Annotated in this window: 13 protein-coding genes, 1 tRNA gene and 3 rRNA genes; 15 read left to right on the forward strand and 2 right to left on the reverse strand. The window is 66.8% G+C overall.

Annotated features, from left to right (window positions below; all coding sequences use genetic code 11):
• Positions 1 to 7: 7 nt before the first annotated feature.
• From ACK1X7_RS34155 to ACK1X7_RS34185, 7 genes are all read left to right on the forward strand, one after another.
• A complete protein-coding gene (locus tag ACK1X7_RS34155; protein WP_413116093.1) occupies positions 8 to 2,197 on the forward strand; it encodes a protein kinase domain-containing protein in 2,190 nt (729 codons plus the stop codon).
• A gap of 78 nt (positions 2,198 to 2,275) precedes the next feature.
• Complete coding sequence (locus tag ACK1X7_RS34160) at positions 2,276 to 4,333, forward strand: protein kinase domain-containing protein (RefSeq protein WP_413116094.1); 2,058 nt, start codon at positions 2,276 to 2,278, stop codon at positions 4,331 to 4,333.
• Positions 4,334 to 4,617: 284 nt separating this feature from the next.
• Entirely contained in the window at positions 4,618 to 4,905 is a 288-nt protein-coding gene (rpsO, locus tag ACK1X7_RS34165; protein ID WP_020868053.1) for a 30S ribosomal protein S15, read from the forward strand.
• A 393-nt stretch (positions 4,906 to 5,298) separates the two neighbouring features.
• Entirely contained in the window at positions 5,299 to 7,554 is a 2,256-nt protein-coding gene (locus tag ACK1X7_RS34170) for a polyribonucleotide nucleotidyltransferase (RefSeq protein ID WP_385152625.1), read from the forward strand.
• On the forward strand, positions 7,551 to 8,930 hold the full coding sequence (locus ACK1X7_RS34175) for a M16 family metallopeptidase (RefSeq protein ID WP_390795480.1): 1,380 nt from the start codon (positions 7,551 to 7,553) through the stop codon (positions 8,928 to 8,930). Before ACK1X7_RS34170 ends, ACK1X7_RS34175 begins: the two co-directional genes overlap by 4 nt.
• 39 nt (positions 8,931 to 8,969) lie before the next feature.
• A complete protein-coding gene (dapB, locus tag ACK1X7_RS34180) occupies positions 8,970 to 9,722 on the forward strand; it encodes a 4-hydroxy-tetrahydrodipicolinate reductase (RefSeq protein ID WP_382960295.1) in 753 nt (250 codons plus the stop codon).
• Positions 9,723 to 9,732: 10 nt separating this feature from the next.
• On the forward strand, positions 9,733 to 10,194 hold the full coding sequence (locus tag ACK1X7_RS34185) for a tetratricopeptide repeat protein (RefSeq protein WP_216345249.1): 462 nt from the start codon (positions 9,733 to 9,735) through the stop codon (positions 10,192 to 10,194).
• A gap of 55 nt (positions 10,195 to 10,249) precedes the next feature.
• Here the strand turns inward: ACK1X7_RS34185 and ACK1X7_RS34190 are convergent, their stop codons facing one another.
• The gene (locus ACK1X7_RS34190) at positions 10,250 to 10,801 is read right to left on the reverse strand and encodes a hypothetical protein (protein ID WP_385152616.1); all 552 of its coding nucleotides are present in this window, start codon (positions 10,799 to 10,801) and stop codon (positions 10,250 to 10,252) included.
• A gap of 65 nt (positions 10,802 to 10,866) precedes the next feature.
• Complete coding sequence (locus ACK1X7_RS34195) at positions 10,867 to 11,109, reverse strand: hypothetical protein (protein ID WP_361510292.1); 243 nt, start codon at positions 11,107 to 11,109, stop codon at positions 10,867 to 10,869.
• 178 nt (positions 11,110 to 11,287) lie between these two features.
• On the opposite strand from ACK1X7_RS34195, the gene thyX reads away from it, so the two are divergent.
• The 8 genes from thyX to ACK1X7_RS34235 all read left to right on the forward strand — a co-directional run bounded on the left by thyX (position 11,288) and on the right by ACK1X7_RS34235 (position 21,524).
• The gene (gene thyX, locus ACK1X7_RS34200; protein ID WP_216345252.1) at positions 11,288 to 12,028 is read left to right on the forward strand and encodes an FAD-dependent thymidylate synthase; all 741 of its coding nucleotides are present in this window, start codon (positions 11,288 to 11,290) and stop codon (positions 12,026 to 12,028) included.
• Positions 12,029 to 12,226: 198 nt separating this feature from the next.
• Positions 12,227 to 13,126 (forward strand): 4-hydroxy-tetrahydrodipicolinate synthase, encoded by a 900-nt coding sequence (gene dapA, locus ACK1X7_RS34205; RefSeq protein ID WP_361510289.1) that lies wholly within the window; start codon positions 12,227 to 12,229, stop codon positions 13,124 to 13,126.
• Positions 13,127 to 13,250: 124 nt separating this feature from the next.
• Entirely contained in the window at positions 13,251 to 14,936 is a 1,686-nt protein-coding gene (locus ACK1X7_RS34210) for a ribonuclease J (protein WP_216345254.1), read from the forward strand.
• Between the two features lie 509 nt (positions 14,937 to 15,445).
• Positions 15,446 to 16,972 (forward strand): 16S ribosomal RNA (locus ACK1X7_RS34215).
• Positions 16,973 to 17,255: 283 nt separating this feature from the next.
• A 23S ribosomal RNA gene (locus ACK1X7_RS34220) occupies positions 17,256 to 20,377 on the forward strand.
• Between the two features lie 92 nt (positions 20,378 to 20,469).
• Positions 20,470 to 20,586 (forward strand): 5S ribosomal RNA (gene rrf, locus ACK1X7_RS34225).
• Together the 16S, 23S and 5S rRNA genes form the textbook arrangement of a ribosomal RNA operon.
• A gap of 105 nt (positions 20,587 to 20,691) precedes the next feature.
• Positions 20,692 to 21,390, forward strand: coding sequence for a DegT/DnrJ/EryC1/StrS family aminotransferase (locus ACK1X7_RS34230; RefSeq protein ID WP_385146351.1), 699 nt, complete (start codon positions 20,692 to 20,694; stop codon positions 21,388 to 21,390).
• Positions 21,391 to 21,451: 61 nt separating this feature from the next.
• Positions 21,452 to 21,524: transfer RNA gene (locus ACK1X7_RS34235), tRNA-Thr, on the forward strand.
• Positions 21,525 to 21,600: the final 76 nt, after the last annotated feature.

The raw sequence follows: 21,600 nt of genomic DNA on the forward strand, positions 1-21,600 counted from the left end.
GATACCGATGGTCTCTCCTCTCACCCACGACGATCCGCAAGCCCTCGGTTCGTACACCCTTCTCGCCCGGCTCGGCGGCGGCGGAATGGGCACCGTCTATCTCGGCCGCTCGCCCAGGGGACGGATGGTCGCCCTCAAGACCGTGCACACCCAGTACGCCGGGCAGGCCGAATTCCGGGCCCGGTTCCAACTGGAGACCGACGCGGCACGCGTCATCGGCGGACAGTACGGCGCACAGGTCATCGACGCCGATCCCCTTGCCCCGACCCCCTGGCTCGCCACCGAATACGTCCTCGGCCCGCCGCTGGACGACGCGGTCGCGCTCTGTGGCGCCCTGACCGAACGGGCCGTAAGGGCGCTGGGAGCCGCCCTGTGCGACGCACTCGCCCAACTCCACCGGTCCGATGTGGTCCACCGCGACCTCAAGCCCTCCAACATCCTGCTGACCGCCCTCGGCCCCAAGGTCATCGACTTCGGCATCGCCCGCGCGGCGGGCGACGACCGGCTGACCCGTACGGGCGCGGCGGCCGGAACGCCCGCCTATATGTCGCCGGAACAGGTGGCCGGAGGCGAACACGCGGCTGCGGGCGATGTGTTCGCCCTCGCCGGAGTGCTGGTCTTCGCGGCCACCGGTCGCCCGCCCTTCGGCAGCGGACAGCCCGCCGATCTGCTCTACCGGGTGCGGTACGCCGAGCCCGACCTGTCCGGGGTACCGGAGGGGCTGAGGGCGACGCTGGAGCTGTGTCTCGCCAAGAATCCCGGAGCGCGGCCCGGCACGCTGGAGTTGGGAGAGCGGCTCCGCGTGGGTACCGATCACGCTGGTGACCTGCGGCGGTTCGCGGACCATCTGCCGGCCCCGGTCCTCGCGGAGATCGCCCGGCGCTGTACGGCCGTATGGGAGGTCCAGCCCGGCAGGCTCCCGGCTCCCCGGACAGAGCCCCATACCGAAACCGCGGGGCCGCGGCGGGTGGGAGCCGCACTCTCCCGGCGGAAGCTGATCGCGGCGGTGGGCGGCGCTGCGCTTGTGGCCGGCGGGGCGGCCGGGGCTTGGGCCTGGTTCGGGCCGCACAAATCCGACGGCGGTACAGCCGCGACGCCCCGCTCCACCCGGCGTCCTGCCGGTGCGGGACCACGTCTGGTGTGGAAGATGTCCGTCCCCGGGGCGACCACGGACGTCACGTCCCTGATCGTCGGGGACCATGTCGTGATCGTCCACGACAACGGATTCCTTTGCGTGGACGCGAAGACGGGCGAAAAGCGGGGCGAGAGCGACCGGACCGTCCCCCTCGTCGTCGACGGGGACCGGCTCCTCGCCTGCGAGGCGGACGACCGGAGCGGCGCCACCACGATCGCTCCCGTCAACCTCGAGACGGGCAATCTCCAAACCCCGATCGCTCGTACCGGCGCCTTGGGCCTCGAACCGAAACTTCTCGCCGTGATGGACGGCACCTTGTTCGCCGAGGGATACGCGAAAGGCGGCGAGAAACGGCAGGCCATCAGTCTGCGCACCGGGAAACGGCTGTGGAGCCGAGCCATCGCCGCGGCTACCAGCGACCCCATCGCCGCGGTACCCGCCGGTGCCTCACTCCTGCGCTTCTCGGGCGAGGAGACCATCTCCATCGACCCGCGCGACGGGGACCGGCGCTGGTCGAAGCGGATTCCGCTCGGATCGGACGCGGTGATCGCCCTGGATCGGTGCTTCGCCGTCACCGAAGACCACCTGTTCACCGGTGGGCGGGAGCTTCTCGCACTGCGCACCGCCGACGGCGCGACCGCATGGCGGTTCGGCGCCGAACGGACATCCGCGGAGGGCTACGACCCGAGCATGGAGCACTACGGGCCGCCGGTGGTCAAGGACGGTGTGGTCTACAGCGTCGAGCGGAGGAACGGCCTCATCGCCCTGGACGCGAAGAGCGGGCGGCTGCTGTGGCAGGAGAGGGCGGCAGCGGACCAGACGACCGTCTCCGAAGCCTATGAATCCACCCCGGTCGTCGGCGAGAAGTACTTCTACGGCTCGCCGGAGAAGGATCGATGGGCCAGGGCTGTCGACCTCCGCACCCATCGCACGGCGTGGACGTTCCAGGGCCCTTCCGGTGACAAGGACGGCGTATCCGCCTCCGTGATGCGGGCGCACCGCCGCGCGGGCCTGGTCGTCATCACCAGTGGCAAGACCGTATGCGCCATCCCGCTGGAATGACCTGGCACTCGGTCCGTCCGGCCGTCCCGCGGCCTCGTTGATCCCGACCAGCCCTCATCGACCAGGAGACCCTTCGTCATGAAACCCCTCGGCACCGGCGATCCGCTGCGCCTGGGCCCGTACCGCCTCATCGGCGTTCTGGGTGCGGGCGGCATGGGCCAGGTCTACCTCGGGCGGGACGGGCAGGGCCGGACGGCCGCCGTGAAGGTACTGCGACCCGAAGTGGCGCACGACCCCCACATGGCCCAGCGTTTCGTGCGTGAGGCGCACGCGGCCCAGGCCGTGCGGGGCGACGGCGTGGCGCGGGTGCTCGCGGCGCAGACCGAGGGCGGACGGCTGTGGATCGCCACGGAGTTCCTCGCCGGGCCCACGCTCGACCAGGCCGTCGAGCGGTACGGCGCCCTGGAGGAGCCCGCCGTAAGGGCGTTGGGAGCCGCGCTCGTCCGCACGCTCCACGACATCCACGGTGCCGGGCTGGTGCACCGCGACCTCAAACCGTCCAACATCGTGCTGACCTCCCGCGGCCCGAGGGTCATCGACTTCGGGATCGCCCGGCCCGAGCACGGACTCACCCTGACCACCACGGGACAGACCGTCGCCACCCCCGGCTACGCCGCGCCCGAGCAGGTCCTGGGACAGCGGACCGGCCCCGCGGGCGATGTGTTCTCCCTCGGGGTGGTCCTCGCCTACGCGGCGGGCGGACGGCCGGTCTACGAGGGCGGCCATGTGGCCGCCGTGCAGTACCAGGTTGTGCACGGTGAGCCGGAGCTGGGCTCGGTGCCCGGCGCGCTGCGGCCTCTGGTCGAGCCCTGTCTGTCCAAGGATCCCGGGGGCCGCCCCGGTCTCGACTGGCTCGGCCGGGCGCTGGCGCCGCCCCGGGGCGCGGACCGCGCCTGGAAGAGCGGACCGCTCGCGCAGGACATCGCACGGCGCGAGGCGGATGCCCGGCGCATGGCCGCCCTGCCCGGCGACCGTACGGGTCCCTCCCGGCGGCGGCTCATCGGCACTATTGCCGCGGGCGGCACCGTGCTCGCGGCGGGCGGCGGAGGCGTCGCATGGTGGCTGCTGCGCGGCGACGAGGCGGAGGCCGGCGGGCGGCCCTGGGAGGCCGAGCCGCTGTCGCGCTATGACGAAGGAACGGCCCCGCAGCCGCTGTGGGGTCCGGTCCGTGTCGCAGAGACGTCCGACACCGACCTGCCCGCTCCGCTGCCCGTCCACGACCTCGTGGTCGTCGCCACCCCGAGCGGTGCTCTGCGCGCGTACGACGTGCGGAGGGGGGAGCGGCGGTGGACCTCCGAACGCACTGCCGCCACCACCGCCCGCATGCTCGCCGCATCCGACGACGTCATCCTTACGGCTGACACCGAGGGGGCGCTGCTCGCGCTGGGCACCAAGGACGGCAGAAAGCGGTGGTCGGCGCAGGGTGCCGACGCGGCGGTGCTGCTCGGTGCCGACGAGAGCGCGGCGTACGTCGCCACACGCGGCGGTGGGATCCGCGCCGTAGACCTCACCTCGCACAGCACACTGTGGACGGTCCCGGCGCCCGTAAGGACGTCCGCCAAGGCACCGGCCGAAGCGGCGGTCGCCGAGGGCCGGCTGGTGATCCATGATTCGGGCGGCGGTGTGGCCGCTCTCGACACCCGCACGGGCAGGACCGCCTGGGGCCCGCACGAGCAGGGGCCCACCACCGCACTCGCCCCTGTCGTCACGGACGGCGTCGTGTACCTCGGCGGGAAGAGCCTGAGGGCACTCGCCTTGGTGAGCGGTGAGGAGAAGTGGGCCCGTGCCGGGCAGGGCGGGAGGGGTTGGAGCGCGCCGGCCGTTCGGAAGGGCGTTGTGTACGCCGTGGACGGAAGCGACCTCTCGGCGCGGCGGGCGGATGACGGGGCGGAGATGTGGACGCTGCCGTTCGCGGCCGACGACCGTCCCCTTGACGCCCCCGTCGCCGAGGGCGGCACTGTATGGGCGGCCGTCGACCTGCGCGGGGACCAGGGTGTGGTGGCGGTCGATGTGCGCAGCGGAAGCATCGCTTGGCCGTACGCCCCGGGGGCCGAGGGAGGCTGGCGGCTCGCGGCAGCCGGGAACCGCGTGTTCGCACTGGAGTCCGGCACCCTGACCGCCATGCCCGTCTTCTAGCCCCACTGCCCCGCCCCACCAGCGCCCCCACCCCACATCCCCACCCCACACCCCCACCCCACATCCCCACCCCACACCCCCACCCCACACCCCCGCCAAGAGCCCCCGCCCACCCCCCGCCAAGACGCTGGTACTCTGTGTGCTGGCCGTTTGCGTACGCGTCCCCGGAGGCTTGGAGTCTCGGGAGACAGCGCCCAGCGGACCCCGCCTCCCGAGTCACGGAAGATCCCCTGAGACAACGACCAGGGGCACTCGGCGGCTGATACGAAAGCAAGGAGTACCGAGTGTCGCTCGACGCCGCTACCAAGAAGCAGATCATGACCGAGTTCGCCACCAAGGAGGGCGACACCGGCTCCCCCGAGGTCCAGGTCGCGCTGCTCACGCGCCGCATCTCCGACCTCACCGAGCACCTCAAGACCCACAAGCACGACCACCACTCCCGCCGTGGTCTGCTGCTCCTGGTCGGCCAGCGCCGCCGGCTGCTCCAGTACCTGGCGAAGAAGGACATCACGCGCTTCCGTGCGCTGGTCGAGCGCCTGGGCATCCGCCGGGGTGCGGCGGGCGCCAAGTAAGACGCCAAGGAGGGAGCGGTTCCCGCTATGGGGGCCGCTCCCTTTGCCGTACACGGCGTCGTACGGTTTCAGCCAAAGGTGACCCGTACCGCCATCACAGCGGTGCGTAGCGTGCTGGCTACGTACCGTAGGGGCCGGAGAGCACAGCCGTCGTGATGACGGCCGAAGCTTTGTAGTCTGGTCCCAACAACGCCATAACGCACGAGGAGGAGCGCCTCATTCCCGCCGCACCGGCGCCACAGGAGCCGGTCCTCGGTAGTGGCTCCCGGAACTGGCAATTCCGGTGGCTTCGATCGAAGACCGGCCCGGCCGCCGGCCCGCAAGGCCAGGGGCGCTGCTCCACCACCGTCCACCGTCACACGGACGAGGGACGCAGAAGAGGAGATTTCCCTGGTGGAGAACGAGACCCACTACGCCGAAGCAGTCATCGACAACGGCACCTTCGGCACCCGCACCATCCGTTTCGAGACGGGCCGCCTGGCCCGTCAGGCCGCCGGTTCGGCCGTGGCCTACCTGGACGACGACACCATGGTGCTGTCGGCCACCACCGTTTCCAAGAACCCCAAGGACCAGCTCGACTTCTTCCCGCTCACGGTGGACGTCGAGGAGCGGATGTACGCGGCGGGGCGCATCCCCGGCTCGTTCTTCCGCCGTGAGGGCCGCCCCTCCGAGGACGCGATCCTCACCTGCCGTCTGATCGACCGCCCGCTGCGCCCGTCCTTCAAGAAGGGCCTGCGCAACGAGATCCAGGTCGTCGAGACGGTCATGGCGCTCAACCCCGACCACCTCTACGACGTGGTCGCGATCAACGCCGCCTCCTGCTCCACGCAGCTTGCCGGGCTGCCCTTCTCCGGCCCCATCGGCGGTACCCGCGTCGCCCTGATCAAGGGCCAGTGGGTGGCCTTCCCGACCCACTCCGAGCTGGAGGAGGCCGTCTTCGACATGGTCGTCGCCGGCCGGGTGCTGGAAGACGGCGATGTCGCGATCATGATGGTCGAGGCCGAGGCCACCGACAAGACCATCCAGTTGGTCAAGGACGGCGCCGAGGCTCCCACCGAGGAGATCGTCGCCGCCGGCCTGGAGGCGTCCAAGCCCTTCATCAAGGTCCTGTGCAAGGCGCAGGCGGACCTCGCCGCCAAGGCCGCCAAGCCGACCGCCGAGTTCCCGATCTTCCTCGACTTCCAGGACGACATCCTGGAGGCGCTGACCGCCGCCGTCCGCGACGAGCTGGCCCAGGCGCTGACCATCGCGGGCAAGCAGGAGCGCGAGACCGAGCTGGACCGGGTCAAGGGCCTGGCCGCCGAGAAGCTGCTGCCGCAGTTCGAGGGGCGCGAGAAGGAGATCTCCGCCGCGTACCGCGCGCTGACCAAGACCCTGGTGCGCGAGCGCGTCATCAAGGAGAAGAAGCGCATCGACGGCCGCGGCGTCACGGACATCCGTACGCTCGCCGCCGAGGTCGAGGCGATTCCGCGGGTCCACGGCTCGGCGCTGTTCGAGCGCGGCGAGACCCAGATCCTGGGCGTCACCACGCTGAACATGCTCCGCATGGAGCAGCAGCTCGACACCCTCGCGCCCGAGACCCGCAAGCGCTACATGCACAACTACAACTTCCCGCCGTACTCCACCGGTGAGACCGGCCGCGTCGGCTCCCCCAAGCGCCGCGAGATCGGCCACGGCGCCCTGGCCGAGCGCGCGCTGCTGCCGGTGCTGCCGACGCGCGAGGAGTTCCCGTACGCCATCCGCCAGGTCTCCGAGGCGCTCGGCTCCAACGGCTCGACCTCCATGGGGTCGGTCTGCGCCTCGACGATGTCGCTGCTCAACGCCGGTGTGCCGCTGAAGGCGCCGGTCGCGGGCATCGCCATGGGCCTGATCTCCCAGGAGATCGACGGCGAGACCCACTACGTCACCCTCACCGACATCCTCGGTGCGGAGGACGCGTTCGGCGACATGGACTTCAAGGTCGCCGGCACCAAGCAGTTCGTCACCGCGCTCCAGCTCGACACCAAGCTGGACGGCATTCCGGCGTCCGTGCTGGCCGCGGCCCTCAAGCAGGCCCGCGACGCCCGGCTGCACATCCTCGATGTGATGAACGAGGCCATCGACGTCCCGGACGAGATGTCCCCCAACGCGCCGCGGATCATCACCGTGAAGATCCCGGTCGACAAGATCGGTGAGGTCATCGGCCCCAAGGGCAAGATGATCAACCAGATCCAGGAGGACACCGGCGCCGACATCACGATCGAGGACGACGGCACCATCTACATCGGTGCCGCCGACGGCCCGGCCGCCGAGGCCGCCCGCGCGACCATCAACGGCATCGCCAACCCGACCATGCCGGAGGTCGGCGAGCGCTACCTGGGCACGGTCGTGAAGACCACCACCTTCGGTGCCTTCGTCTCCCTGCTCCCGGGCAAGGACGGCCTGCTGCACATTTCGCAGATCCGCAAGCTGGCCGGTGGCAAGCGCGTGGAGAACGTCGAGGACGTGCTGAAGGTCGGCGCCAAGGTCCAGGTCGAGATCGCCGAGATCGACCAGCGCGGCAAGCTCTCCCTCATCCCGGTCCTCGAGGACGAAGCGGGCTCGGACGCGGATGCGGACGAGGCCGGCGCCGAAGCGCAGCCCCAGACGAAGGACGAAGCCGCCAAGTGACGTCCCGCGACGACGAGACGACGGCCCGCACCTCCTCGGAGGCGCGGGCCGTCGCCCGTACCCAAACGCTTCTCGAGGGCGAGAACGGCATCGGCACGGTCCGCAGGACGACCCTCCCCGGGGGCTTGCGCGTCGTCACCGAGACCCTCCCGTCCGTGCGCTCGGCGACCTTCGGCATCTGGGCGCATGTCGGCTCGCGCGACGAGACCCCGGCGCTCGGCGGGGCCACCCACTATCTGGAACATCTGCTCTTCAAGGGCACCCGGCGGCGCAGCGCGCTGGACATCTCCGCCGCCATCGACGAGGTCGGCGGCGAGATGAACGCGTTCACCGCCAAGGAGTACACCTGTTACTACGCGCGGGTGCTCGACACCGATCTGCCGCTGGCCATCGACGTCGTCTGCGACATGCTGACCGGCTCGGTGATCGGCGCGGCGGATGTGGACGCGGAGCGCGGTGTCGTCCTCGAAGAGATCGCGATGACCGAGGACGACCCGGGCGACTGTGTGCACGACCTGTTCGCCCACACCATGCTCGGCGACACCCCGCTCGGCCGCCCGGTCCTGGGCACCGTCGACACCGTCAACGCCCTGGGCCGCGACCAGATCGCCCGCTTCTACCGGAAGCACTACGACCCGACGCATCTGGTCGTCGCCGCCGCGGGCAATGTGGACCACGACGACGTCGTACGCCAGGTGCACGCGGCGTTCGACGGGGCGGGCGCCCTGTCCCGCACCGACGCGGTCCCGGTCGCCCCGCGCTCCGGCATCCGTGCGATCCGTACGGCGGGCAAGGTCGGGCTGCTGAACCGCAAGACCGAGCAGGCCCATGTCGTCCTCGGCATGCCCGGCATCCCGCGCACCGACGACCGCCGCTGGGCGCTCGGGGTGCTCAACACCGCGCTCGGCGGCGGTATGAGCTCCCGGCTCTTCCAGGAGGTCCGGGAGAAGCGCGGGCTCGCCTACAGCGTCTACTCCTACACCTCCAGCTTCGCCGACTGCGGGCTCTTCGGCGTCTACGCCGGCTGCCGTCCGAACCAGGTGCACGACGTCCTCAAGATCTGCCGCGACGAGCTCACCCAGGTCGCGGAGAACGGCCTGAGCGACGAGGAGCTGCGGCGCGCCGTCGGCCAGCTAGCCGGCTCCACCGTGCTGGGTCTGGAGGACACCGGCGCGCTGATGAACCGGATCGGCAAGAGCGAGCTGTGCTGGGGCGAGCAGATGTCGGTGGACGACATGCTCGAGCGGATCGCGGCGGTCACCCCGGACGAGGTGCGCGAGGTGGCGCGCGATGTACTGGGACAGCGTCCTTCGCTGTCCGTCATCGGCCCGCTGAAGGACAAGCAGGCGGCCCGGCTGGACGAGGCCGTCGCCTAGCCCGTGCCGAAGCCTCCCGGATCGAAGGAAACAGGATCGATGAGCAAGCTGCGTGTGGCCGTCCTCGGCGCCAAGGGCCGGATCGGTGCCGAGGCCGTACGAGCCGTGGAGGCCGCCGAGGACCTGGAGCTGGTCGCCGCGCTGGGGCGGGGCGACGGGCTCGAGACGCTGGTGGAGGCGGGCGCCGAGGTGGCGGTCGAGCTGACCGAACCGGCGTCGGTGATGGACAACCTCGAGTTCTGCGTCCGCCATGGCATCCACGGCGTCGTCGGCACCACCGGCTGGACGGACGAGCGCCTGGCGCGGCTGGGAGGCTGGCTCGACGCCTCGCCGACCACCGGCGTGCTCATCGCGCCGAACTTCTCCATCGGTGCCGTGCTGACCATGCGGTTCGCCCGCCAGGCCGCCCGGTTCTTCGAATCGGTCGAGGTCATCGAGCTGCACCACCCCAACAAGGTGGACGCTCCCTCCGGCACGGCCGCGCGCACCGCGCAGCTCATCGCCGAGGCCCGGCGGGAGGCCGGCTGCGCCCCGCAGCCGGACGCCACCACCACGGCGCTCGACGGCGCGCGGGGCGCCGACGTGGACGGGGTGCCGGTGCACTCGGTGCGGCTGCGCGGGCTCCTCGCCCATCAGGAGGTCCTGCTGGGCGGCGAGGGCGAGACACTCACCATCCGCCATGACTCCACCCACCACAGCAGCTTCATGCCCGGCATCCTGCTCGGCGTCCGCCGCGTGGTGACCACCCCCGGCCTGACCTTCGGCCTGGAACACTTCCTGGATCTGGACTGAGGGCACAGCGGTGCGCGCAAAGATCACGTATTTCGTTCTCGCGGCCGTCCTGGTCGTCTACTTCGTGCTGGTCGGCGACCGCGGGGTGCTGCTGATCCGGGAGGGCACCCCGGTCACGATCGCCTTCGGTCTGGCGGTGCTGGTGATGCCGCTCATCGGCGTCTGGTTCCTGTGGCAGACCACGCAGTTCGCGCGGAGCGCGGACCAGCTCGCCCGTGAACTGGAGGCGGAGGGCGGCCTTCCGGTCGACGAGCTGGTACGGACGCCCGGCGGGCGGATCGACCGGGACTCGGCGGACGCCGTCTTCGCCAAGCGCCGGGCCGAGACGGAGCAGTCGCCGGACGACTGGCGGTCCTGGTTCCGGCTCGCCGTGGCGTACCACGACGCCCGGGACACCGCGCGCGCCCGTAAGGCGATGCAGCGCGCCATCGCCCTGCACGACGGCAAGCCGGTACGGGCGGCCGGGGGCTGACCCCGGAGCCGCCCGCGGCGGTACGTCAGCGGTTGGGCGCCCGCGGCGGTACGGCTCAGCGGTGGGTGGCGGCCCAGCCCTCGATCGCGTCGGCGGCCCGCTCGAAGCTCTCCGCATGGCCCAGGAAGTCGGCGCCATGGGTGGTGAACACGATCTCCGGCGCTCCGCCGCCCACCGGTTCCAGCAGCACGGCCTGGCCCTGGACGGTCCGCGGCAGGCCCAGCCACTGGACCGGCTGCTGGACCGTGCGTATCGCGGCGATGTCCTGCCAGCGCACGGTGGTGCCGCGGAGGAGGCCGATCCGGCGCAGCCCCTGGGCGCTCACTTCGACGCCGATGCGCACCAGCCTTACGGCTGTCGCGATCATCAGCGCCCCGACGGCGGCGCAGATGCCCGCCGCGGGCAGCGATCCCGCCATCGCGATGATCATGGCGGAGAAGAGGACGTACGAGGCGAGCAGAAGCAGCAGAGCGGCGCCCCCGACCCTCCAGGGCCCCGGTCGGTAAGGACGGCGCCAGCGGTCCCGGTCTTCGTAGCCGAGCGGGTCCGCTCCGGCCGCCGCGTCGTCATCGTGGGCGCGGTCGGCGGTCAGGAAGGGCAGGGGCACGGAAGGTCCTCACTCACACACATGTCCGGATGGGCCTGTGCTGGGTGAGGCTATCCCAGCGCCGGTCAGCGTCCGTCGGACGCCTCGGGCTGCTGGATCTGGTGGGTGGGATGCGACTGGCTGTCGAGGGCGGGCATCCCGAACATCAGCGAGCCGATGAACCCCGCGATGATCGTGAGCCCGATCAGAGTCCGCCCTGCTATCTGGGACGGTGTGGCGCGGGGGCGGGACGGTGGGGTGACATTGCTGCGGAAACGGTCGGCTTCGGCGACGAAGGCGAACGGCACGGGCTCTCGCCGGCGGGACATCTGCGGGCTCTCCTTGGAACCTCGAACGTGAGTACTTCAATGTGTAGGACGTGTGAATGGGCGATTGGGTGCCCTGATCCGTCCACTTTCTGTCAAAAAGTTTGGCGGAGCGGGGCTGTCGGTGGTGGCCCGTAAGCTGGGCGCCGCCCCGAGCGATGCACCACGGAAGGACCCGCGCGTGACCGAGATCCCCGCCGAGACCGAGAAGGCCGGCTTCCGCAGCGATGTGACCGTCGAGCTGGTCAAGCACAGCGCCGCCGACTCCGATGTGCTGTGGGCCGCGCGGGTGTCGACCGCGGGCGAGCAGTCCCTCGAGGAGATCACCAAGGACCCGGAGCGCTCCAAGGGGCTGATCAACTTCCTGATGCGGGACCGCCACGGCAGCCCGTTCGAGCACAATTCGATGACCTTCTTCATCAGCGCCCCGATCTTCGTCTTCCGCGAGTTCATGCGGCACCGCGTGGGCTGGTCGTACAACGAGGAGTCCGGTCGCTACCGCCGCCTGGAGCCGGTGTTCTATGTGCCGGGCGAGGCCCGCAAGCTCGTCCAGCAGGGCCGCCCGGGGAAGTACGAGTTCGTCGAGGGCACCGCGGCGCAGCACGAGCTGACCGGCCGGGTGATGGAGGACGCGTACCGCCATGCGTACGAGGCGTACCAGGAGATGCTGGCCGCCGGAGTGGCCCGCGAGGTGGCCCGCTCGGTGCTCCCGGTCGGCCTGTTCTCCTCGATGTACGCGACCTGCAACGCCCGCTCGCTGATGCACTTCCTCGGCCTGCGCACCCAGCATGAGCAGGCCGCGGTGCCCTCGTTCCCGCAGCGGGAGATCGAGATGGTGGGCGAGAAGATGGAGGCGGCCTGGTCGGGGCTGATGCCGCTCACCCACGCGGCCTTCAACGCCAACGGCCGAGTGGCCCCGTAGTCCGGGCCGGGCCCGCTCCCCGGACGGATCACCGGGCGAAGTGTCCGTATTGCGGCGTTTCGAGAAGTTCATCTAGGCTGAACAAACGGGCCCGGCACTGCTTGAACCCCCGAGCAGGCAGTGCCGGGTCCCATCTCTTCGCTCCGTCCGCCGCCCCGAGCGAGCGCCGTGGGGCGCGCTACGAGTAGCGTGGGCCCCATGGCACCGACATCCACATCGCAGACCCCTTTCGGGCGGGTGCTGACCGCCATGGTCACGCCATTCACCACTGACGGCGCGCTCGATCTCGACGGCGCCCAGCGGCTCGCCGTTCATCTGGTGGACGCAGGCAATGACGGCCTGATCCTCAACGGCACCACCGGCGAGTCCCCGACCACCAGCGATGCGGAGAAAGCCCAGCTCGTACGCGCCGTGGTGGAGGCGGTCGGGGACCGCGCCCACATCGTGGCCGGAGCCGGTACCAATGACACCCGGCACAGCGTCGAGCTCGCCCGCGCGGCCGAGCAGGCCGGTGCCCACGGGCTGCTGGCGGTCACGCCGTACTACAGCAAGCCTCCGCAGGAAGGTCTCCTCCGGCACTTCACCGCCATCGCCGACGCCACCGGCCTGCCGGTCATGCTCTACGACATCCCGGGCCGCAGCGGTGTCCCGATCGGCACCGAGACCATCGTCCGGCTCGCCGAGCACCCGCGCATCGTCGCCAACAAGGACGCCAAGGGCGACCTCGGACGCGCAAGCTGGGCCATCGCCCGCTCGCGCCTCGCCTGGTACTCCGGCGACGACATGCTGAACCTGCCGCTGCTGTCGGTCGGCGCGGTCGGCTTCGTCTCCGTGGTCGGCCACCTGGTCAGCCCCGAGCTGCGGGCGATGCTGGAGGCCCACCTCGCGGGCGACGTCGCGAAGGCAACGGAGATCCACCAGAAGCTGCTGCCGGTCTTCACCGGCATGTTCCGCACCCAGGGAGTGATCACGTCCAAGGCCGCGCTCGCCCTTCAGGGCCAGCCCGCCGGGCCGCTGCGCCTGCCCTTGGTCGAGCTGACCGCCGAGGAAACGGAACAGCTAAAGCGCGATCTCGCCGCGGGCGGGGTACAGCTCTAAGCAAAGAGGCGATTGGTCGCACCTTCATACTTCACAACTGCATACAGACACATCAGCAAGTGCACGAATGTCATGCGCGCCATGTGCCCAGGGGGCATGTGGCGCGTGTGGTGAGGAGAGTCTTTTGAGTCATCCGCATCCCGAGCTTGGCCCTCCGCCGAAGCTCCCCGAGGGCGGTCTGCGTGTCACCCCGCTCGGCGGCCTCGGTGAGATCGGCCGGAACATGACGGTCTTCGAGTACGGCGGCCGGCTGCTGATCGTCGACTGCGGGGTGCTCTTCCCCGAGGAGGAGCAGCCCGGAGTCGACCTGATCCTGCCGGACTTCACATCCATCCGGGACCGCCTCGACGACATCGACGGCATCGTCCTGACCCACGGGCACGAGGACCACATCGGCGGCGTCCCCTTCCTGCTGCGCGAGAAGCCAGACATCCCGCTGATCGGCTCCAAGCTGACCCTCGCCCTGATCGAGGCGAAGCTCCAGGAGCACCGGATCCGCCCGTACACCCTCGAGGTCGAGGAGGGGCACCGCGAGCGGATCGGCCCCTTCGAGTGCGAGTTCATCGCGGTCAACCACTCCATCCCGGACGCCCTCGCGGTCGCCATCCGCACCCCGGCCGGCATGGCCGTGCACACCGGCGACTTCAAGATGGACCAGTTGCCGCTGGACGGCCGCCTCACGGATCTGCCCGCCTTCGCCAAGCTCGGCGAGGAGGGCATCGATCTGCTCCTGGTGGACTCCACCAACGCCGAGGTCCCCGGGTTCGTACCGCCCGAGCGCGATATCTCAGGCGTACTGCGCCAGGTCTTCGGCAACGCGCAGAAGCGCATCATCGTCGCCAGCTTCGCCAGCCATGTGCACCGCATCCAGCAAATCCTCGACGCGGCGCATGAGTACGGACGCAGGGTCGCCTTCGTCGGCCGCTCGATGGTCCGCAACATGGGCATCGCGCGCGACCTCGGCTATCTGCGGGTGCCGGCCGGTCTCGTGGTGGATGTGAAGACCCTCGACGACCTACCGGACGACGAGGTGGTGCTCGTCTGCACGGGCTCCCAGGGCGAGCCGATGGCCGCGCTGTCCCGGATGGCCAACCGCGATCACCAGATCCGGATCGTCCAGGGCGACACGGTGATCCTGGCCTCGTCGCTGATCCCCGGCAATGAGAACGCGGTCTACCGGGTCATCAACGGGCTGACGCGATGGGGCGCCACGGTCGTCCACAAGGGCAACGCCAAGGTCCATGTCTCCGGCCATGCCTCGGCCGGCGAGCTGCTGTACTTCTACAACATCTGCAAGCCCAAGAACCTGATGCCGGTGCACGGCGAATGGCGCCATCTACGTGCCAACGCCGAGCTGGGCGCGCTGACCGGGGTTCCGAAGAACCGTTGCGTCATCGCCGAGGACGGTGTCGTGGTCGACCTTGTCGACGGCATCGCCAAGATCGTCGGCAAGGTGCAGGCGGGATACGTGTACGTGGACGGCCTCTCGGTCGGCGATGTCACGGAGTCCTCGCTCAAGGACCGCCGCATCCTCGGTGAGGAGGGCATCATCTCGATCTTCGTGGTCGTCGACAGTTCGACCGGCAAGGTCGTGGGTGGTCCGCATATCCACGCGAGGGGCTCCGGGATCGAGGACTCGGCCTTCACCGCGGTCATCCCGAAGATCGAGGATGCCCTGGTGAAGTCGGCATCCGACGGGGTCGTGGACGCGCATCAGCTCCAGCAGTTGGCGCGACGTGCGGTCGGTAAGTGGGTCTCCGACAGCTACCGACGGCGCCCGATGATCCTTCCTGTGGTCGTCGAGGTCTGACGTCCGGCCTGACACCTCCTCAGCACCACACCGGCGCTGAACATCTGGCGGGGCTCCTCGATTTGCATCGAGGAGCCCCGCTCCAGTACGTTTACGGCTCCGCCAGAGGGGAACCCGGAGGACTCAACGGTCTCCGGAGGAGCCCACCGGCGGGGGTGGAAATCGGCTCAGAGAAATTCTGATAAAGTCGGTGACACCGAAAGGGAAGGCCCTCCAACGGCCACCGGAAACGGAATTCGGACCGGAAACGGAACGGAAAACGGATCTGGTAAGGTTGGAAACACCGAAGGGAAGCGCCCGGAGAAACCGGTGAAACGGTCTCGAAGGAAGCGTCCGTTCCTTGAGAACTCAACAGCGTGCCAAAAGTCAACGCCAGATATGTTGATACCCCGTCCATCTCGGACGAGGTTCCTTTGGAAAATACACAGCGAGGACGCTGTGAGCGGACTGGATTATTCCTCCGGTCTGCTCCGCTCTCGTGACTGTGTTGCCGGGATATCCCGGAAGCATTCACGGAGAGTTTGATCCTGGCTCAGGACGAACGCTGGCGGCGTGCTTAACACATGCAAGTCGAACGATGAACCGGTTTCGGCCGGGGATTAGTGGCGAACGGGTGAGTAACACGTGGGCAATCTGCCCTGCACTCTGGGACAAGCCCTGGAAACGGGGTCTAATACCGGATATGACACGCTCCCGCATGGGATGTGTGTGGAAAGCTCCGGCGGTGCAGGATGAGCCCGCGGCCTATCAGCTTGTTGGTGGGGTGATGGCCTACCAAGGCGACGACGGGTAGCCGGCCTGAGAGGGCGACCGGCCACACTGGGACTGAGACACGGCCCAGACTCCTACGGGAGGCAGCAGTGGGGAATATTGCACAATGGGCGAAAGCCTGATGCAGCGACGCCGCGTGAGGGATGACGGCCTTCGGGTTGTAAACCTCTTTCAGCAGGGAAGAAGCGAGAGTGACGGTACCTGCAGAAGAAGCGCCGGCTAACTACGTGCCAGCAGCCGCGGTAATACGTAGGGCGCAAGCGTTGTCCGGAATTATTGGGCGTAAAGAGCTCGTAGGCGGCTTGTCGCGTCGGATGTGAAAGCCCGGGGCTTAACTCCGGGTCTGCATTCGATACGGGCAGGCTAGAGTTCGGTAGGGGAGATCGGAATTCCTGGTGTAGCGGTGAAATGCGCAGATATCAGGAGGAACACCGGTGGCGAAGGCGGATCTCTGGGCCGATACTGACGCTGAGGAGCGAAAGCGTGGGGAGCGAACAGGATTAGATACCCTGGTAGTCCACGCCGTAAACGTTGGGAACTAGGTGTGGGCGACATTCCACGTCGTCCGCGCCGCAGCTAACGCATTAAGTTCCCCGCCTGGGGAGTACGGCCGCAAGGCTAAAACTCAAAGGAATTGACGGGGGCCCGCACAAGCGGCGGAGCATGTGGCTTAATTCGACGCAACGCGAAGAACCTTACCAAGGCTTGACATACACCGGAAACATCCAGAGATGGGTGCCCCCTTGTGGTCGGTGTACAGGTGGTGCATGGCTGTCGTCAGCTCGTGTCGTGAGATGTTGGGTTAAGTCCCGCAACGAGCGCAACCCTTGTTCTGTGTTGCCAGCATGCCTTTCGGGGTGATGGGGACTCACAGGAGACTGCCGGGGTCAACTCGGAGGAAGGTGGGGACGACGTCAAGTCATCATGCCCCTTATGTCTTGGGCTGCACACGTGCTACAATGGCCGGTACAATGAGCTGCGAAGCCGTGAGGTGGAGCGAATCTCAAAAAGCCGGTCTCAGTTCGGATTGGGGTCTGCAACTCGACCCCATGAAGTCGGAGTCGCTAGTAATCGCAGATCAGCATTGCTGCGGTGAATACGTTCCCGGGCCTTGTACACACCGCCCGTCACGTCACGAAAGTCGGTAACACCCGAAGCCGGTGGCCCAACCCTTGTGGGGGGAGCCGTCGAAGGTGGGACTGGCGATTGGGACGAAGTCGTAACAAGGTAGCCGTACCGGAAGGTGCGGCTGGATCACCTCCTTTCTAAGGAGCGCATAGCCGACTGCGAGCAAGTGTCTCGCACGGTTTGCTCATGGGTGGAACGTTGACTATTCGGCATCGTCTGGATGCTCTTCTCTGTCAGTACTGCTTCGGCGTGGAACACAGAGTGAGCGGAGAGAGGGTGTTGGGCACGCTGTTGGGTGTCTGAGGGCACGGGCTGGAAACACGCTCGTCCTTCGGCCGGTCCCGGTGAACCATGCGGTGAGTGTGGGTGACGGGGTACGGGTCGTTGTTTGAGAACTGCACAGTGGACGCGAGCATCTGTGGCCAAGTTTTTAAGGGCGCACGGTGGATGCCTTGGCACCAGGAACCGATGAAGGACGTGGGAGGCCGCGATAGGCCCCGGGGAGCTGTCAACCGAGCTTTGATCCGGGGGTGTCCGAATGGGGAAACCCGGCAGTCGTCATGGGCTGTCACCCATACCTGAACACATAGGGTATGTGGAGGGAACGCGGGGAAGTGAAACATCTCAGTACCCGCAGGAAGAGAAAACAACCGTGATTCCGGGAGTAGTGGCGAGCGAAACTGGATGAGGCTAAACCGTATGTGTGTGATACCCGGCAGGGGTTGCGCATGCGGGGTTGTGGGAGTGCTCTTGATCGGTCTGCCGGCTGGTCGGTGAGTCAGAAATTGTTGATGTAGGCGAAGGGCATGCGAAAGGCCCGGCGTAGAGGGTAAGACCCCCGTAGCTGAAATGTCAGCAACTTGCTTGAGTATTTCCCAAGTAGCACGGGGCCCGAGAAATCCCGTGTGAATCTGGCGGGACCACCCGCTAAGCCTAAATATTCCCTGGTGACCGATAGCGGATAGTACCGTGAGGGAATGGTGAAAAGTACCGCGGGAGCGGAGTGAAATAGTACCTGAAACCGTGTGCCTACAAGCCGTGGGAGCGTCGCGCAGGGATTCGTCTCTGCGTCGTGACTGCGTGCCTTTTGAAGAATGAGCCTGCGAGTTTGCGGTGTGTTGCGAGGTTAACCCGTGTGGGGAAGCCGTAGCGAAAGCGAGTCCGAATAGGGCGTTAGAGTAGCGCGCTCAAGACCCGAAGCGGAGTGATCTAGCCATGGGCAGGTTGAAGCGGAGGTAAGACTTCGTGGAGGACCGAACCCACCAGGGTTGAAAACCTGGGGGATGACCTGTGGTTAGGGGTGAAAGGCCAATCAAACTCCGTGATAGCTGGTTCTCCCCGAAATGCATTTAGGTGCAGCGTCGTGTGTTTCTTGCCGGAGGTAGAGCACTGGATAGGCGATGGGCCCTACCGGGTTACTGACCTTAGCCAAACTCCGAATGCCGGTAAGTGAGAGCGCGGCAGTGAGACTGTGGGGGATAAGCTCCATGGTCGAGAGGGAAACAGCCCAGAGCATCGACTAAGGCCCCTAAGCGTACGCTAAGTGGGAAAGGATGTGGAGTCGCAGAGACAACCAGGAGGTTGGCTTAGAAGCAGCCATCCTTGAAAGAGTGCGTAATAGCTCACTGGTCAAGTGATTCCGCGCCGACAATGTAGCGGGGCTCAAGCGTACCGCCGAAGTCGTGTCATTGCAGCATGTGGTCCAACGACCGTTGTGATGGGTAGGGGAGCGTCGTGTGCCGGGTGAAGCAGCCGTGTAAGCGAGTTGTGGATGGTTCACGAGTGAGAATGCAGGCATGAGTAGCGATACACACGTGGGAAACGTGTGCGCCGATTGACTAAGGGTTCCTGGGTCAAGCTGATCTGCCCAGGGTAAGTCGGGACCTAAGGCGAGGCCGACAGGCGTAGTCGATGGACAACCGGTTGATATTCCGGTACCCGCTTTGAAGCGCCAACGTCGAACCAGGCGATGCTAAGTCCGTGAAGCCGCCCTGATCTCTTCGGAGTTGAGGGGAGTGGTGGAGCCGACGGTCCAGACCTGTAGTAGGTGAGTGATGGGGTGACGCAGGAAGGTAGTCCAGCCCGGGCGGTGGTTGTCCCGGGGTAAGGGTGTAGCCCGAGGAGTAGGTAAATCCGTTCCTCATTCAAGGGTGAGACCTGATGCCGAGCCGATTGTGGTGAAGTGGATGATCCTATGCTGTCGAGAAAAGCCTCTAGCGAGTTTCATGGCGGCCCGTACCCTAAACCGACTCAGGTGGTCAGGTAGAGAATACCGAGGCGTTCGGGTGAACTATGGTTAAGGAACTCGGCAAAATGCCCCCGTAACTTCGGGAGAAGGGGGGCCATTGCTGGTGATGGGATTTTCTCCTTGAGCTGGTGGTGGCCGCAGAGACCAGCGAGAAGCGACTGTTTACTAAAAACACAGGTCCGTGCGAAGCCGTAAGGCGATGTATACGGACTGACGCCTGCCCGGTGCTGGAACGTTAAGGGGACCGGTTAGTCACATTTCGGTGTGGCGAAGCTGAGAACTTAAGCGCCAGTAAACGGCGGTGGTAACTATAACCATCCTAAGGTAGCGAAATTCCTTGTCGGGTAAGTTCCGACCTGCACGAATGGCGTAACGACTTCTCGACTGTCTCAACCATAGGCCCGGTGAAATTGCACTACGAGTAAAGATGCTCGTTTCGCGCAGCAGGACGGAAAGACCCCGGGACCTTTACTATAGCTTGATATTGGTGTTCGGTTCGGCTTGTGTAGGATAGGTGGGAGACTGTGAAGCATTAACGCCAGTTAGTGTGGAGTCATTGTTGAAATACCACTCTGGTCGTGCTGGATGTCTAACCTGGGTCCGTGATCCGGATCAGGGACAGTGTCTGGTGGGTAGTTTAACTGGGGCGGTTGCCTCCTAAAGGGTAACGGAGGCGCCCAAAGGTTCCCTCAGCCTGGTTGGCAATCAGGTGTTGAGTGTAAGTGCACAAGGGAGCTTGACTGTGAGACCGACGGGTCGAGCAGGGACGAAAGTCGGGACTAGTGATCCGGCGGTGGCTTGTGGAAGCGCCGTCGCTCAACGGATAAAAGGTACCCCGGGGATAACAGGCTGATCTTCCCCAAGAGTCCATATCGACGGGATGGTTTGGCACCTCGATGTCGGCTCGTCGCATCCTGGGGCTGGAGTCGGTCCCAAGGGTTGGGCTGTTCGCCCATTAAAGCGGTACGCGAGCTGGGTTTAGAACGTCGTGAGACAGTTCGGTCCCTATCCGCTGTGCGCGTAGGAGTCTTGAGAAGGGCTGTCCCTAGTACGAGAGGACCGGGACGGACGAACCTCTGGTGTGCCAGTTGTTCTGCCAAGGGCATGGCTGGTTGGCTACGTTCGGGAGGGATAACCGCTGAAAGCATCTAAGCGGGAAGCCTGCTTCGAGATGAGGACTCCCACCCACTTGATGGGTTAAGGCTCCCAGTAGACGACTGGGTTGATAGGCCAGATATGGAAGCCGGGTAACTGGTGGAGTTGACTGGTACTAATAGGCCGAGGGCTTGTCCTCAGGTGCTCGCGTCCACTGTGTTGGTTCTGAAGCAACGAACCGTATTTGAACCCCCCTCTTGGGGTGTGGTTCCGGTTCAGGTTTCATAGTGTTTTGGTGGTCATAGCGTTAGGGAAACGCCCGGTTACATTTCGAACCCGGAAGCTAAGCCTTTCAGCGCCGATGGTACTGCAGGGGGGACCCTGTGGGAGAGTAGGACACCGCCGAACAAATATTGCAAAGAGCCCTGTCGGGACTTCGGTCACCGGCAGGGCTCTTCTGCTGTTGTGTTGTGGGCTACTCGGTGTTCATGTTGCCTGGGCAACATGCCGCTCATGGGGACACCTACGGATGAGCTGCTGCGTGAGTTGACCCGGGCGCGGGTGCGGCCGGGCGACGAGGTAATCGTGCCGTCCTACGGCACTCCTGAGGCCGCTGAAGCGGTGCTGCTGGCCGGTGCCAGGCCGGTGTTCGTGGACATCGACGCCCATACCTACTGCATAGACCCGGCCGCGGTGGCCGAGGCGCTGTCGCCCAGGACCGCGGCCATCGTGGCCATTCACACCTTCGGACATCCCGCCGACATGGTGGCCCTCACCGACCTGGGCCAGCGGCACGGCGTGCTGGTGATCGGATACGGGTCGGCCGGTGAGCCCGCCGGGGAGATTCTGCGGCGGCAGGCCAACGCGGCCTATCTGGACGGAAAGTTGCGCGGGGTTCTCACGCCGCCGGTCGCGCCGGGCGTGGAACACACCTATCAGCAGTACGTCGTTCGGGTCCCCGGCAATGGCCGGCCGGACCGGGACGCCTTCGCCCGTACGCTGCGTTCTCGCGGCGTCGTATGCCATGTGCCCGTACAGACACCCGCGCACCGCACCGCGCGCTTCCGGCGCGATCTGTGGCTCGTGGAGACCGAGCGGGCGGCCGATGAATGCCTGGCGCTGCCCGTGGATCCCACCATGTCGCGGCGGGAGTTGCAGCGCGTGGTCTCGGCCTGCAACGCGCTGGGCGGGCTGCTCCAGTCAGCCGCCTGAGGCATGGGGGCGAGTGGTCGGGAGCGCACCCGAGTTCGGGTATGATCTATCCCGTCGACGCGCCCCAATAGCTCAGTCGGCAGAGCGTCTCCATGGTAAGGAGAAGGTCTACGGTTCGATTCCGTATTGGGGCTCTCCTGCGAAAGGCCCCCGTCATATGGCGGGGGCCTTCGTCATGTTCGGGTATTGCGCAGGGGCGCCCGGCGCCCC

Source organism: Streptomyces sp. CY-1 (genome assembly GCF_047218265.1).
Lineage (GTDB): Bacteria > Actinomycetota > Actinomycetes > Streptomycetales > Streptomycetaceae > Streptomyces > Streptomyces niphimycinicus.